This window comes from Streptomyces olivaceoviridis, assembly GCF_014650115.1.
GTDB lineage: Bacteria > Actinomycetota > Actinomycetes > Streptomycetales > Streptomycetaceae > Streptomyces > Streptomyces olivaceoviridis.
In genome coordinates this window covers 34151-49353 of sequence record NZ_BMUI01000026.1, presented here as the reverse complement: position 1 = coordinate 49353, position 15203 = coordinate 34151, and the positions used below count along the sequence as shown (strand labels likewise).

Annotated in this window: 9 protein-coding genes; 4 read left to right on the top strand and 5 right to left on the bottom strand. The window is 72.2% G+C overall.

The features are described 5' to 3' along the window. Positions 1-42: 42 nt before the first annotated feature. Together lon and IE273_RS34355 are read right to left on the bottom strand one after the other, a co-directional pair. Positions 43-2463, bottom strand: a complete 2421-nt coding sequence (lon, locus tag IE273_RS34360) for an endopeptidase La (RefSeq protein ID WP_189819041.1) — start codon at positions 2461-2463, stop codon at positions 43-45. Between the two features lie 55 nt (positions 2464-2518). After that, positions 2519-3439 carry a rhomboid-like protein gene (locus IE273_RS34355; protein WP_189819040.1) on the bottom strand — a complete coding sequence of 307 codons (921 nt, stop codon included), beginning with the start codon at positions 3437-3439 and terminating at the stop codon, positions 2519-2521. Positions 3440-3633: 194 nt separating this feature from the next. Here IE273_RS34355 and IE273_RS34350 point away from each other — a divergent pair, with 194 nt between their 5' ends. From IE273_RS34350 to IE273_RS34335, 4 genes are all read left to right on the top strand, one after another. Next, a complete protein-coding gene (locus IE273_RS34350; protein WP_189819039.1) occupies positions 3634-4311 on the top strand; it encodes a spermine/spermidine synthase domain-containing protein in 678 nt (225 codons plus the stop codon). 112 nt (positions 4312-4423) lie between these two features. Next, a complete protein-coding gene (locus tag IE273_RS34345; protein WP_014674952.1) occupies positions 4424-5164 on the top strand; it encodes a response regulator transcription factor in 741 nt (246 codons plus the stop codon). Next, positions 5161-6285, top strand: a complete 1125-nt coding sequence (locus IE273_RS34340; RefSeq protein ID WP_189819038.1) for a HAMP domain-containing sensor histidine kinase — start codon at positions 5161-5163, stop codon at positions 6283-6285. Before IE273_RS34345 ends, IE273_RS34340 begins: the two co-directional genes overlap by 4 nt. 300 nt (positions 6286-6585) lie before the next feature. Next, complete coding sequence (locus IE273_RS34335; RefSeq protein ID WP_189819037.1) at positions 6586-10407, top strand: multifunctional oxoglutarate decarboxylase/oxoglutarate dehydrogenase thiamine pyrophosphate-binding subunit/dihydrolipoyllysine-residue succinyltransferase subunit; 3822 nt, start codon at positions 6586-6588, stop codon at positions 10405-10407. An 81-nt stretch (positions 10408-10488) separates the two neighbouring features. Here IE273_RS34335 and fxsT read toward each other — a convergent pair whose 3' ends face one another. From fxsT to IE273_RS34320, 3 genes are all read right to left on the bottom strand, one after another. After that, on the bottom strand, positions 10489-13491 hold the full coding sequence (gene fxsT, locus IE273_RS34330) for an FxSxx-COOH system tetratricopeptide repeat protein (protein WP_189819036.1): 3003 nt from the start codon (positions 13489-13491) through the stop codon (positions 10489-10491). 83 nt (positions 13492-13574) lie between these two features. Continuing rightward, positions 13575-14906 (bottom strand): aKG-HExxH-type peptide beta-hydroxylase, encoded by a 1332-nt coding sequence (locus IE273_RS34325; protein ID WP_189819035.1) that lies wholly within the window; start codon positions 14904-14906, stop codon positions 13575-13577. Next, a complete protein-coding gene (locus IE273_RS34320) occupies positions 14903-15178 on the bottom strand; it encodes an FxSxx-COOH-like cyclophane-containing RiPP peptide (protein ID WP_229887832.1) in 276 nt (91 codons plus the stop codon). Before IE273_RS34320 ends, IE273_RS34325 begins: the two co-directional genes overlap by 4 nt. Positions 15179-15203 lie beyond the last annotated feature (25 nt).

Sequence of the window (15203 nt, the reverse complement as noted above, 5' to 3'; positions counted from 1 at the left end):
TCCCTCACGGAACCCGGGCCTTCCCTCAACCGGCAGCGTCCGTCACGCCGCCACCGGAACCTCCGGCGCCGCGTCGCTCGTGGCGGGCGCGAGCGCCAGCTCCAGGACCTGCCGGACGTCGGTCACGGCGTGGACGTCGAGCTTGTCCAGCACCTCGGCCGGGACGTCGTCCAGGTCGGGCTCGTTGCGCTTGGGGATGATGACGGTGGTCACCCCGGCGCGCTGGGCGGCGAGCAGCTTCTGCTTCACGCCGCCGATGGGCAGCACCCGGCCGGTCAGCGAGACCTCGCCGGTCATGGCGACGTCCGTGCGGACCAGGCGGCCGGAGAGCAGCGAGGCGAGGGCCGTGGTCATCGTGATGCCCGCGCTCGGACCGTCCTTCGGCACCGCGCCCGCCGGGAAGTGGATGTGCACGCCCCGGTCCTTCAGGTCGGCCACCGGCAGCTCCAGCTCCGCGCCGTGGCTGCGCAGGAAGCTCAGCGCGATCTGCGCCGACTCCTTCATCACGTCGCCCAGCTGGCCGGTCAGGGTCAGCCCCGCCCCGCCCGTCTCCGGGTCGGCCAGGGACGCCTCCACGAAGAGCACGTCGCCGCCGGCGCCGGTGACCGCGAGGCCGGTCGCCACACCGGGGACGGCCGTACGGCGCTCGGCCGGGTCCTGGGCGGACTCGGGCACGTGGTGCGGCCGGCCGATGAGCCCGCGCAGATCACCGTCGGTGACGGTGAACGGCAGCTCGCGCTCGCCCAGTTCGTGCTGGGCCGCGATCTTCCGCAGCAGCCGTGCGATGGACCGCTCCAGGGTCCGCACACCCGCCTCGCGGGTGTACTCGCCGGCGAGCTTGCGCAGCGCGCTCTCGTCCAGCGTGACCTCGGCCTTGTCCAGACCGGCCCGCTCCAGCTGGCGCGGGAGCAGGTGGTCCCGGGCGATGACGACCTTCTCGTCCTCGGTGTAGCCGTCCAGGCGGACGATCTCCATACGGTCGGCGAGCGCCTCCGGGATGGCCTCCAGGACGTTGGCGGTGGCGAGGAAGACCACGTCCGACAGGTCCAGCTCGACCTCCAGGTAGTGGTCCCGGAAGGTGTGGTTCTGCGCCGGGTCGAGCACTTCGAGGAGGGCGGCGGCCGGGTCTCCCCGGAAGTCGGAGCCCACCTTGTCGATCTCGTCCAGCAGGACCACCGGGTTCATGGACCCGGCCTCCTTGACGGCGCGCACGATCCGGCCGGGCAGCGCGCCGACGTACGTACGGCGGTGACCGCGGATCTCGGCCTCGTCACGGACGCCGCCGAGGGCGACGCGGACGAACTTGCGGCCCATGGCGTGCGCGACGGACTCGCCCAGCGAGGTCTTGCCGACACCGGGCGGGCCGACGAGCGCGAGCACGGCACCGCCGCGCCGCCCGCCGATGACGCCCAGGCCCCGGTCGCCGCGCCGCTTGCGCACGGCCAGGTACTCGGTGATGCGTTCCTTCACGTCGTCCAGGCCCGCGTGCTCGGCGTCGAGCACGGCCTTCGCGCCCTGGATGTCGTACGCGTCCTCGGTCCGCTCGTTCCACGGCATCTCCAGGACGGTGTCCAGCCAGGTGCGGATCCAGGAGCCCTCGGGCGACTGGTCGGAGGCGCGCTCCAGCTTGTCGACCTCCTTGAGGGCGGCCTCGCGGACCTTCTCCGGCAGGTCGGCGGCCTCGACGCGGGCGCGGTAGTCGTCGGACTCCTCGCCCTCCTTCTCGCCGTTGAGCTCGCGCAGTTCCTTGCGGACGGCCTCCAGCTGACGGCGCAGCAGGAACTCGCGCTGCTGCTTGTCGACGCCCTCCTGGACGTCCTTGGCGATGGTCTCGGCCACGTCCTGCTCCGCGAGGTGGTCGCGCAGCTGCTGCGTGGCGAGCTTGAGCCGGACCACCGGGTCGGCGGTCTCCAGCAGTTCGACCTTCTGTTCGGTCGTCAGGAACGGCGAGTAGCCGGAGTTGTCGGCCAGCGCCGACACGTCCTCGATGGCCTGGACGCGGTCCACGACCTGCCAGGCACCGCGCTTCTTCAGCCAGGTGGTGGCGAGTGCCTTGTACTCCTTGACCAGTTCCGTGACCTGGCCCGGCAGCGGCTCGGGAACGGTCTCCTCGACACGGGCTCCCTCGACCCAGAGCGCGGCGCCGGGGCCGGTGGTGCCGGCGCCGATGCGGACGCGGCTGCGACCGCGGACCAGGGCCCCCGGGTCACCGTCGGCGAGCCGGCCGACCTGTTCCACCGTGCCGAGGACGCCGGTCTTGGCGTACGTGCCGTCGATGCGCGGCACCAGCAGCACCTTGGGCTTTCCGGGTTCGGAGCGGGCGGCGGCCTGAGCGGCCTCCACCGCGGCCCGCACCTCGGCGTCGCTCAGGTCCAGCGGGACCACCATGCCGGGCAGCACGACCTCGTCGTCGAGCGGCAGCACGGGCAGGTTCAGCGTGAACGCCGGTGACTCAGCAGCCATGATCTCCCCTTCGGCAGTCAACTTGAGCTATGCCGACTCAATGTTCTGGCGGGGCCTATTGTTCCCGGGCCGCTGTTCGCTCTGAGCGATCACGTGCGACCAGGGGGATGAGCTGCGCAAACGTGCGTGGGTGCGGGTGCGTTGGGATGCTCGCGCGGTTCCCCGCGCCCTGGGCCGGCCGGTGCCACCGCCGGACCAGGGGCCAGGCCGCCACACCGATCGCCAAGGCGATGACGTGGCCCCAGTTCGTCAGCGGGTCGGCGTAGGTCAGCAGGTCGCTCAGCAGCCCGCCGGCCGCCAGGGCCAGCAACGGCCAGCGCAGCCAGGGGCGCAGGAGGCCCGTCAGGGCGCCGGTACTCGTGGCCACCCCGAAGCTGATGCCGTAGTCGAGGCGGTGCAGCGAGGTGTCGGGCAGGTGGCCCAGCAGGACGGCGAGGCCCACCGGGACCTCGGTGGCGAGGGTGGCCAGGACATGGCCGGCCAGGAAGACACAGGCGGCCCGCGCTCCGCCTATCCGCCGCTCCAACACCGTGAGCACCAGCAGGAACGCGACCGTGTACGGCGAGAGGATCCCGCCCGCGACCCACAGCGCGCTCGCCAGCAGCACCAGCACGGGCGTGCGCACCAGGTGGGCCACGTCGGTACTGGAGCCCTGGTGGAGCGTGTGCACCAGGCCGGGGTCGGCGTGGGCCGCGATCAGGGAGGTGACGGCCAGGACGGCCGCGTAGGCGAAGGTGAACGGGGTGCCGACGGGGGTCGGCAGCAGGCGCCACGGGCGGGGCAGCGGCCGGTGCGGGGGCCAGGTGGGGTCCGCGGTGGCGGGGGCCGCCCCGGGGGTGGCGGCGCGCTGGCGGGGCATGCCGTCCAGCAGGCCCGCGAGGGCCGGGGCCGAGACGGCGCCGGCGCCGTCGGGAAGAGGCGTGCCCGGCGCGGGCGGGCACGCGTCCGGCGTGGGGCCCGTCGTGCTCCGTTCCACGGTGAGGCGCTCCTTCCGTCGCGCCCCACCCTTCGTGCTCGGCACGCCGCTGTCTATGACCGACGCCACCCGGCAGCGGATTCACGGCGACATCTCACCCGCCGGCCACGTCCGGCCCCGGTGCGGACCACCCGTCCGTGGGCGTCATGCGCAATTCCCGTGAACGCCAGGCTCCGTTCAAGCAGGATGGGGTCATGACTGCCGTGTACGACACTCCCGTGGTCCTGGACCGACGCGACGGCCCGTACGGCGAGGTGGTGCTGCGCAGACACGGTGCGCTGCTTCAGATCATCGCCAACGGCTGCTTCCTGATGGACACCTCCGACGGCCGCTCGGAACGGCTGCTCATCGACGCGGCCCGCGCCGCGCTGGACGGGCGGCCCGCGCCGGAGGTGCTGATCGGCGGGCTGGGCGTGGGCTTCTCGCTGGCGCATGCCGCCGCCGACCCGTGGTGGGGGCGGATCACCGTGGTCGAGCGGGAACCCGCCGTCATCGACTGGCACCGGGACGGACCGCTGGCCGAGCTGTCCGCCGCCGCGCTCGCCGATCCGCGCACCGCGATCGTCGAAGCGGATCTCGTGCGGTACGTCAATGAGACATCGGACACGTTCGACGCGCTGTGTCTCGACATCGACAACGGGCCCGGCTGGACCGTCACCGAGGACAACGACAGCCTCTACTCACCGGCCGGACTCGCCGCCTGCGTACGGGTGTTGAGACCTGGCGGGGTGCTCGCGGTGTGGTCGGCCGAGCCCTCTCCGGAATTTGAAGGAAGCTTGCGGAATGCCGGGTTCCAACAGGTGCGTACCGAAGAGGTGCCGGTTGCCCGGGGCGTTCCGGACGCCGTCCACCTCGCCGTCCGACCTGGATAGCGACAGCACGGCCGGTCACCGTAATGTGCTGCCCTGACGCCGATCATTCAAGCGTCAAACGCAGACATGGGATCACCCCACTGATTCCGGAAAGCAACAACAGGGGCGGGCGATGGAGCAGACACACACCTCCCAGAGCGGCGCGGCGACGACCACCCCGGGCGCACAGCGCCGGGTGCTGGTCGTCGAGGACGACCCCACGATCGTCGACGCCATCGCGGCCCGGCTGCGCGCCGAGGGATTTCTCGTGCAAACGGCGGCCGACGGTCCGGCCGCGGTCGACACCGCGGAGGCATGGCAGCCCGATCTGCTGATCCTCGACATCATGCTGCCGGGCTTCGACGGGCTCGAAGTGTGCCGGCGGGTACAGGCCCAGCGGCCGGTGCCGGTGCTCATGCTGACCGCGCGGGACGACGAGACGGACATGCTGGTCGGGCTCGGCGTGGGCGCCGACGACTACATGACCAAGCCGTTCTCGATGCGGGAGCTGGCCGCACGCGTGCACGTGCTGCTGCGCCGGGTGGAGCGGGCCGCGCTGGCCGCGACCACCCCGCGCTCCGGCATCCTGCGGCTCGGCGAGCTGGAGATCGACCACGCGCAGCGCCGGGTGCGGGTGAAGTCCGAGGACGTCCACCTGACGCCCACCGAGTTCGACCTGCTGGTGTGCCTGGCGAACACCCCGCGCGCGGTGCTCTCCCGGGAGCAGCTGCTGGCCGAGGTGTGGGACTGGGCGGACGCCTCCGGCACCCGCACGGTCGACAGCCACATCAAGGCGCTGCGGCGGAAGATCGGTGCGGAGCGCATCCGCACGGTGCACGGTGTGGGCTACGCGCTGGAGACGCCGACCCCATGAGCGGCGGCGGGCGCCAGGCCGCACGGAGGAGCCCCGGGGCCGTCGGCGAGAACCCCTGGGGCGGCGTGCGCCCGTTCTCGATCAAGACCAAGCTGGGTGCGCTGGTCGTCATCTCCGTGCTGATCACCACGGGTCTGTCGATCGTGGCGGTGCACACCAAGACGGAGCTGCGCTTCATCACGGTCTTCTCGATGATCGCCACCCTGCTGATCACCCAGTTCGTGGCGCACTCCCTCACCATGCCGCTGGACGAGATGAACGCGGTGGCCCGCTCCATCTCCGAGGGCGACTACACCCGCCGGGTGCGGGAGAACCGCCGGGACGAGCTCGGCGACCTGGCCCAGACGATCAACGTCATGGCCGACGAGCTGGAGGCCCAGGACAACCAGCGCAAGGAGCTCGTCGCGAACGTCTCGCACGAGCTGCGCACCCCGATCGCCGGGCTGCGCGCGGTGCTGGAGAACATCGTCGACGGGGTCACCGAGGCCGACCCGGAGACCATGCGGACGGCCTTGAAGCAGACCGAGCGGCTCGGCCGCCTGGTGGAGACCCTGCTCGACCTGTCCCGGCTCGACAACGGCGTCGTACCGCTGAAGCTGCGGCGGTTCGAGGTGTGGCCGTACCTGTCCGGCGTGCTGAAGGAGGCCAACATGGTCGCCTCCGCGCGCGCGGGCATGGCCACCGGCTCCGGCAGCCACACGCGCACGGACGTCCACCTGCACCTCGACGTCTCCCCGCCGGAGCTGACCGCGCACGCGGACCCCGAGCGCATCCACCAGGTCGTCGCGAACCTGATCGACAACGCGGTCAAGCACAGCCCGCCGCACGGCCGGGTGACCGTACGGGCGCGGCGCGGGTCGCAGCCGGACTCGCTGGAGCTGGAGGTCCTGGACGAGGGCCCCGGCATCCCCCGGTCGGAGTGGCACCGGGTGTTCGAGCGGTTCAACCGCGGCGCGGTGACCCGGCCGCACGGTCCGGGCAGTGACGGCGGTACGGGGCTGGGCCTGGCGATCGCCCGGTGGGCGGTGGATCTGCACGGCGGCCGGATCGGTGTGGCCGAATCCGAGCGGGGCTGCCGGATCATCGTCACTCTTCCGGGACTGACTTCCGCCCCAAGTTGACGTAAAGTCCGAGCGGAACCACAAGATCCACGTCGGTCGCCGCCGGTCCGCGCGGCTGGACCCGTGTGATCGGGGCTGGCCCGGGCACCCGTCGAACGAAGACGCGCAGGGCCCAGGGCCGCCACGCCCGTTCCTCTGCGGAACCACGCTTGTTTCCCGCCATTTCAAGCCCTGAAACAAGATTCTTGATGTGACTTACGCGACGATGACCTTGCTCGACCTGACCTTCCCGCCCCGGGAGGCGTAGCCTTTATTCCCGCTGTCCATCACCTTGTGAAGCGGAAGAGGGCGGTTGCCGCCGTGTCGCCACAGTCCCCCAGTAACTCGAGCATCTCCACCGACGACCAAGCCGGGAAGAACCCCGCCGCAGCGTTCGGTGCGAACGAGTGGCTCGTCGACGAGATCTATCAGCAGTACCTCCAGGACCCGAATTCGGTAGACCGTGCCTGGTGGGACTTCTTCGCCGATTACAAGCCGGGGGCTCCTGCCACCCCGGCTCCGGCGGGTACTGCGGCCACGGGGGCCGCAGAGACCCCCACCACGGCCCCGCAGGCCCGGCCCGCGGCCCCGGCCCCCCAGGCCGCCGCCGCCCCGGCCGCCCCCGCGGCTGTGAAGCCCGCCGCCGCCCCCGCTCAGGCCCCGGCTCCGGCCCCGGCCCCCGCGGCGAAGACTCCCGCCCCGGCCAAGCCGGCGCAGCCCGCACAGGCGCCCGCTCAGCCCCCGGCGAAGCCCGCCGCGGCCGAGGCCCCCGAAGGCCCGGAGCTGATCACGCTGCGCGGTCCGGCCGCCGCCGTCGCCAAGAACATGAACGCCTCCCTGGAGCTGCCGACCGCCACCTCGGTCCGCGCCGTCCCGGTGAAGCTGCTGTTCGACAACCGCATCGTCATCAACAACCACCTGAAGCGCGCCCGGGGCGGGAAGATCTCCTTCACGCACCTGATCGGCTTCGCGATGGTGCAGGCCATCAAGGCCATGCCGTCGATGAACTGGTCGTTCGGCGAGAAGGACGGCAAGCCGACCCTCGTCAAGCCGCCGCACGTCAACCTCGGCCTGGCCATCGACCTGGTCAAGCCGAACGGTGACCGCCAGCTCGTCGTGGCCGCCATCAAGAAGGCCGAGACGCTGAACTTCTTCGAGTTCTGGCAGGCCTACGAGGACATCGTCCGCCGCGCCCGCGACGGCAAGCTGACGATGGACGACTTCACCGGCGTCACGGTCTCCCTGACCAACCCCGGCGGCCTCGGCACCGTCCACTCCGTGCCGCGCCTCATGCCCGGCCAGTCCGTGATCATGGGCGTCGGCGCCATGGACTACCCGGCGGAGTTCCAGGGCACCAGCCAGGACACCCTGAACAAGCTCGGCATCTCCAAGGTCATGACGCTCACGTCGACCTACGACCACCGGGTCATCCAGGGCGCCGCCTCCGGCGAGTTCCTCCGCCAGGTCGCCAACCTGCTGCTCGGCGAGAACGGCTTCTACGACGGCATCTTCGAGGCGCTGCGCATCCCCTACGAGCCGGTCCGCTGGCTCAAGGACATCGACGCCTCCCACGACGACGACGTCACCAAGGCCGCCCGCGTCTTCGAGCTGATCCACTCCTACCGGGTCCGCGGCCACGTCATGGCCGACACCGACCCGCTGGAGTACAAGCAGCGCAAGCACCCCGACCTGGACATCACCGAGCACGGACTCACGCTGTGGGACCTGGAGCGCGACTTCGCGGTCGGCGGCTTCGCCGGCAAGTCGATGATGAAGCTGCGCGACATCCTCGGCGTCCTGCGCGACTCGTACTGCCGCACCACCGGCATCGAGTTCATGCACATCCAGGACCCCAAGCAGCGCAAGTGGATCCAGGACCGGGTCGAGCGCCCGCACGCCAAGATGGAGCGCGAGGAGCAGCTGCGGATCCTGCGCCGGCTGAACGCCGCGGAGGCCTTCGAGACGTTCCTCCAGACGAAGTACGTCGGCCAGAAGCGCTTCTCGCTGGAGGGCGGCGAGTCCGTCATCCCGCTGCTCGACGCGGTGATCGACTCCGCCGCCGAGTCCCGCCTGGACGAGGTCGTCATCGGCATGGCCCACCGTGGCCGCCTGAACGTCCTCGCCAACATCGTCGGCAAGTCCTACGCGCAGATCTTCCGCGAGTTCGAGGGCAACCTCGACCCGAAGTCGATGCACGGCTCCGGTGACGTCAAGTACCACCTGGGCGCCGAGGGCACCTTCACCGGCCTGGACGGCGAGCAGATCAAGGTCTCGCTGGCCGCCAACCCGTCCCACCTGGAGACGGTCGACCCGGTCATCGAGGGCATCGCCCGCGCCAAGCAGGACATCATCAACAAGGGCGGGACGGACTTCACCGTGCTGCCCGTCGCGCTGCACGGCGACGCGGCCTTCGCGGGCCAGGGCGTGGTGGCCGAGACCCTGAACATGTCGCAGCTGCGCGGCTACCGCACCGGCGGCACGGTCCACATCGTCATCAACAACCAGGTCGGCTTCACCGCGGCCCCCGAGTCCTCGCGTTCCTCCATGTACGCGACGGACGTGGCCCGCATGATCGAGGCCCCGATCTTCCACGTGAACGGCGACGACCCGGAGGCCGTGGTCCGCGTCGCGCGGCTGGCCTTCGAGTTCCGCCAGGCGTTCAACAAGGACGTGGTGATCGACCTCATCTGCTACCGCCGCCGCGGTCACAACGAGTCGGACAACCCGGCCTTCACCCAGCCGCTGATGTACGACCTGATCGACAAGAAGCGCTCGGTGCGCAAGCTGTACACCGAGTCCCTGATCGGTCGCGGCGACATCACCCTGGAAGAGGCCGAGCAGGCCCTCCAGGACTACCAGGGTCAGCTGGAGAAGGTCTTCACGGAGGTCCGCGAGGCCGTCACGACCCAGCAGGCCACCGGCCCCGTGTCGGACCCGCAGGCCGAGTTCCCGGTCGCCGTGAACACCGCGATCTCCTCGGAGGTCGTCAAGCGCATCGCCGAGTCCCAGGTCAACATCCCGGACTCCTTCCACGTGCACCCGCGCCTGCTGCCCCAGTTGCAGCGCCGGGCGGCGATGGTCGAGGACGGCACGATCGACTGGGGCATGGGCGAGACCCTCGCGGTCGGCTCCCTGCTGCTGGAGGGCACCCCGGTCCGGCTGTCCGGCCAGGACTCCCAGCGCGGCACCTTCGGCCAGCGCCACGCGGTCCTCATCGACCGCGAGACGGGCGAGGAGCACACCCCGCTCCAGTACCTCGCCGAAGAGCAGGCGCGGTACAACGTCTACAACTCCCTGCTGTCCGAGTACGCGGTCATGGGCTTCGAGTACGGCTACTCGCTGGCCCGCCCCGACGCGCTCGTGATGTGGGAGGCGCAGTTCGGTGACTTCGTCAACGGCGCCCAGACGGTGGTCGACGAGTACATCTCGGCGGCGGAGCAGAAGTGGGGCCAGACGTCCGGCGTCACCCTGCTCCTCCCGCACGGCTACGAGGGCCAGGGCCCGGACCACTCCTCGGCCCGGGTCGAGCGGTTCCTCCAGCTCTGCGCCCAGAACAACATGACGGTCGCCATGCCGACCCTGCCGTCGAACTACTTCCACCTCCTGCGGTGGCAGGTGCACAACCCGCACCACAAGCCGCTGGTGGTCTTCACCCCGAAGTCGATGCTCCGCCTGAAGGCCGCCGCGTCGAAGACGGAGGAGTTCACGTCGGGTCAGTTCCGTCCCGTCATCGGGGACACGACGGCGGACCCGGCCGCGGTCCGCAAGGTCGTGTTCGTGGCCGGCAAGCTGTACTACGACCTTGAGGCCGAGCGGCAGAAGCGGGGCGTGACGGACACCGCGATCATCCGCATCGAGCGGCTGTACCCGCTGCCGGGTGCGGAGATCCAGGCAGAGGTCAACAAGTACCCGAACGCCGAGAAGTACCTGTGGGCGCAGGAGGAGCCGGCGAACCAGGGTGCGTGGCCGTTCATCGCGCTCAACCTGATCGACCACCTGGACCTCGCGGTCGGCGCGGACGTCCCGCACGGCGAGCGCCTGCGGCGCATCTCGCGTCCGCACTCCTCGTCCCCGGCGGTCGGCTCCGCGAAGCGGCACCAGGCCGAGCAGGAGCAGTTGGTGCGTGAGGTGTTCGAGGCGTAAGCCTCCGGCAGCCCGCCAGGTACGAGGGCCCGGTGCCGAGTTCCCGCTCGGCGCCGGGCCCTTCGTCTGTGGGGCGCGTCCTCAGCCCAGGTACGCCTCGAAGTCCCAGTAGGGGCGGACCCGCCCGCGGGCCGAGATGGTGTGGGGGTGCTGGGCGCCCAGGGTGCGGGTGAGGGACAGGAGGGCGTCCTCCTCCAGCTTGCCGGCCTCCTCCTGCTCGTGCGCCGCCCTCAGGTCCGCGGCGAGCGCGACCTGACACGACAGCGTGAGCGGGTGCTCGTGGCCCAGGGCGTGCCGGGACCGGCGCACGGTGTCGCGGCTGAGTTCCACCGCGTCCTCGATGCGGCCGTTGAAGTTGCGCGCGCCGGCCGCGTTGAGGGCGCAGCCGAGGACCCAGGGGTGGTCCTGGCCGAGCGTGGCGCCGAGGCCGGCGAGGGCGGACTCGAACATGGACAGGGCCTCGCCCCGCTCACCCGCGGCCTGCATCACCAGCCCGGTGTTGGACAGCATGCCGGTGGCCACGGGATGCGCGGGGCCGAGCAGCGACCGGTAGCCGGCCTCCGCCTCGTCGATGAGGTCGCGGGCCTGGCTGAGATCGCCGTGTTCCCGCAGGTAGTTGCCGTAGTTGGTGAGGAACGCCAGCGTGCGGTAGTGCTCGCGGCCGTGCAGCTGCGTCAGCTGGTCCAGCAGGCTGGCCATGCCGGGGCCCACGTCCGGTCCGTGACCGCCCTCCCGGCGCCGGCACATGGCCAGCTGGGAGCGGGCTTCGAGGGTCTGCGGATGCTGCGGGCCGAGCACCTGCACATGGAGCCGTACGACGGGTTCCTGACGGGCCAGCGCCTCGCGGTAGCGGCCGAGCAGGCGGAGGCTGTGGGTGACCGCGTTGCCGGAGTGGAGCGTGTTGATGTGCCGGGCGCGCAGCACGCTCTCGCGCCGGGCCAGGGTCTCCAGGTCGAGGTCCAGCGCCTCGGCGTACCGGCCCAGCATGCGCAGGGTGACGCCGAGGTTGTGCCGGGCGACCAGGGTGGGCGGCTCGTCCGGGCCGAGGAGCCGTTCGTTGCCGTCGAGGACCTCGCGCTGGAGGTCGTACGCCTCCTGGTAGCGGCCCAGGGAGCGCAGGCCGGAGGCGATGGCGCTCTTGCTGACGAGTTCGCCGATCTCGTTGCGCCGGGGCGCGGCCTGGAGCTGTTTCAGCACACCCCGGTGCAGCTCGTACACCTCGCGGAACCGGCCGCTGTTGCGCAGCATGTTGCCCTCCTGGGTGGCCAGGTCGAGCATCGGCTGGTCGATCGGTTCCATGAACCGCGACCAGTGCTCGCGCACCTGCTGCGCCAGCTCCAGGCCGCCGCTGTACTCGCCGCTGCGGGTGCAGTACCGCAGGCAGTTCAGGACCAGCTCCTGCACGCGCGGCTGCCGGCTCTCCAGGGCGCCGGAGGGTTCCAGGTGGGGCAGCAGCTCGGCGTAGCGCGGCCAGTTGCGGCTGTCGGCGGGGTTGCCGGGGTCGGCCTCGGCGAGCAGGGTGCGCACCGCCCGCCGGTGCAGTTCGTGGCCGCCGTCGCCGGTCAGCTTGGAGACGATGTCGTGGACGAGCCGGTGCATGTGCACCGACTCCTGGTGCGGGCCCATCTCGGCGGCCAGCGGGCCACGGGTCTCGCGGGTGAGCACCGAGTAGTTGACGAGGGTGTCCAGGGCCCGGGTCCAGGCGGGCAGGTCGGTGGACATCCAGCGCAGTTCCTCGGGCAGCTCGGCGCGCGGGTAGGCGCGGATGAGGCCGAGCGGGATGCGTCCGGGGGCGAAGGAGGTGCACAGGCCGAGCACCTCGATGGCCTGTGGCTGGGAGCGGCGCAGCCGGTTGAGCAGTATGGCCCAGGAGGTGAGGGAGGACTGCGGGAAGCCCTCGCCGGTGACGGGTTCGTCGACGGTGGACAGCCGCCGTTCGCGCACCATCCGCAGGTACTCGGCGGCCTCCATGCCGGACTCGCCGAGCCAGGACGCGGCCTGCACCAGCGGCAGCGGCACGTCCCCGAACTCGGCGGCCACCTCGTCGGCCTCGCGGGCGGTGATGTGCGGGGCGCGGCGCATCAGGTAGGCGGTGGACTCGGGGCGCAGGAAGGCGGGGATCTCCAGTACGTCGGTGTGCTCGTTCCAGCCCCGGTTGCGGGAGGTGATCAGCACGTGCCCGGTGCCCTGCGGGAGCAGCGAGGTCACGCCGTCGATGTCGTCCCAGCCGTCGAAGACCAGCAGCCAGTTCCCGTACGGCTCCCCGCGCCTGAGCGCGTTGCGGACCGCGCGGATGCGTTCGCCGGGCTCGCTGCCGATGCGCAGGCCGAGTTCGACGGCGAGTTCGCCGAGGCGGTCGCGCTGGAGGGTGCGGTCGTCGCTGTTGACCCACCACACCAGGTCGTAGTCGGTGCTGAAGCGGTGGGCGTACTCGGCGGCGAGCTGGGTCTTGCCGATGCCGGACATGCCGACGAGCGTGCAGGCGGCGGCGCCGCGCTCGGCGTCGGCGAGCCGCTGGTGGAGTTCGCCCAGCAGGTCGTCGCGGCCGGTGAAGCGCGGGTTGCGGCGCGGCACCTCGCCCCAGATCTCGCAGCGCTCGTCCGGGTAGCGAATCCGGCCGGCGAGCGTGCGGGGGCGGGTGAGCGGCTCCAGGCCGAGGCGGCGCAGCAGGCGGTCCTCGGCGGCCTCCTCGCTCAGCGCCCACAGGCTGGCCGGTTCCAGGACGGCGGTGGCGGGCAGCAGCGGCCGGTTGGTGAGGTTGACGGCCGCGAACCGGTCGGCGTGGGCGGCGACGAAGCCGCGCAGCGCGTCGTTCCACTCGCCCGGCGGGCGGGGGCCCAGTTCGAAGAACCAGTCGTTGAGGACCAGCAGCACCTTTCCGCTGGCCAGCAGCAGATCGCCGAGCGAGTCCTCCAGCTCGACCTCGCGCGGCGGGTCCCAGCGTTGCAGGGTGGCCCGGTGTCCGTGCCGCTCCAGGCACTGCGCGATCCACGCCGCCCACGAACGGTAGTACCCGGGGAAGACCACGAGCACATGCTCGGGTGCCGCCGCACCGTTCGCGCCCGGCCGCCGCTGTTCCGCCATCGCCGCTCCCTGCTTCCACCGCGACCGCCGGTCTCCTGCGCAGCCGCACGCATAACGTAACGCAATAGGTCGTCTACGGAGCGTCAGTCCGGCGCGTGGGCGCTCCCCGCGAGGCGCGCGTGGTGGCTTCCCATGTGCCGGACGAACTCCCTTCCGCACGGGGTCAGTTCATCGGAGTCCGCCAGCACGGACAAGGCCTCGGCGACCTGCTCCCGGCACGCCTCGAACCGTTCGGCGGCGCGCCGCCGCCACACCCAGGCGGGTCCGGTGCGGGCCCGCCACCACAGGTCCAGCAGCGCCAGGTGCGCGTACGCGCCCTGGAGGACGCCCGGCACCGGGCGCGGGTCCCGCCGCCAGCCCACCTGGTGCAGGCTGCCGCCGGGCCGCCACAGCGGGACCAGTTCGTCCAGCACGGCCAGCTTGGTGTGGTGCGTCTCGTGCACCAGCAGTTCGGCCAGCTCGCGCCGGTCGGCCGGCAGCTGGGCCAGGACGGCGCCGGGCGCGGTCCGCACGGTGGCGCTCAGCGACGGTCCGCCGCCCGCCGACGGCACCAGCGGGACGACGGCACGCACCAGCGCCAGGATCTCGGCGGCCCGCCCGGGGTGCGTCACGGCCAGCAGGGCGTGCGCGTCGCGCCAGCGGGCCGCCCACGCGACCGGGTCGGAGTACGGCCGCTCGGCCGCGGGCAGTGCCGCCGGCCCGATGCCGCCGGGGGGCACCCGGTGGGGGTCGACGTCGTCGAGTACGGCGGCGCCGCCGGGCAGGGTGTGCAGCGCCGACCAGGCCAGGGCGCCGTCGGCGGTCCACCGGGTGCCGGGTCCGGCCGGGGCGGCCCCGGGGAGCAGCAGTGTCAGGCCCGCGCCGTCGGTGATGCGGAGGACTCCGGACCGGCCGCTGAGCCGGGCCCGGCCCCGGGCGCAGCGCAGCAGCCCGGCACCGGGCAGCTGCAGGGTGCCGGCGGGCAGCACCCGGGTGGTGGTGAAGCGGCAGCCGGCGCGCAGGGCGGCGGCGACGGCCACCGCGCCCAGCCCGGCGAGACCCTCGGCGAACTCCGGGCCGTCGGGCGCGGCGAGCGCCGAGGCCAGCCAGGCGCCGGTCGTCGGATAGTCGAGGACGGCGCGGACGGCCGGGGCGTCGGACCGCTCGGCCCGCTCCAGCAGCGCCCAGTCGTCCTCGAAGCGCCGCCGTACCACCGCGGGCAGGGTGCCGCGCACTCGGTCGAAGCGGACCAGGAGGGACTTCAGCAGCAGCATCCGCCGGGCGTGCAGGGCGGCGCGCAGGGCCGCGGTCGCGGCGGGCAGCGGCCGGGTGCGGGCCAGGGCGTCGAGGATCTCGGGCGGGACCGGTCCGCGAGCGGGGGCGGCCGGGGCCGCCGGCCGTATGTCCCCCAGGGGTCCCACGGCTCCCGGGGTCATGCCACGGTGTCCTCGCCGCGTAATGCCTGCACGGGACCGGCCGAAAACGCACGCCCGGGCCGGCCCGGCATGATCTCGTCGTCCCCGCCGGTGGTGTACCAGACCCGGCGCAGCCCGTCCGGGTCGGCGAGCACCCCGGCGACCGCGGCGAGCACCGCCGGATCGTCCATGGCACGCAGTGTCCGCAGGTCGACGTCGGTGAGGTCGGGCGGGAACACGGCCTCTTCGGCGTCCTCGCCGAGGCCGGCCCCCCGTGTCCTAAGCTCCCCCACCCTCGGCTCCTCCCTGCCCTACGCC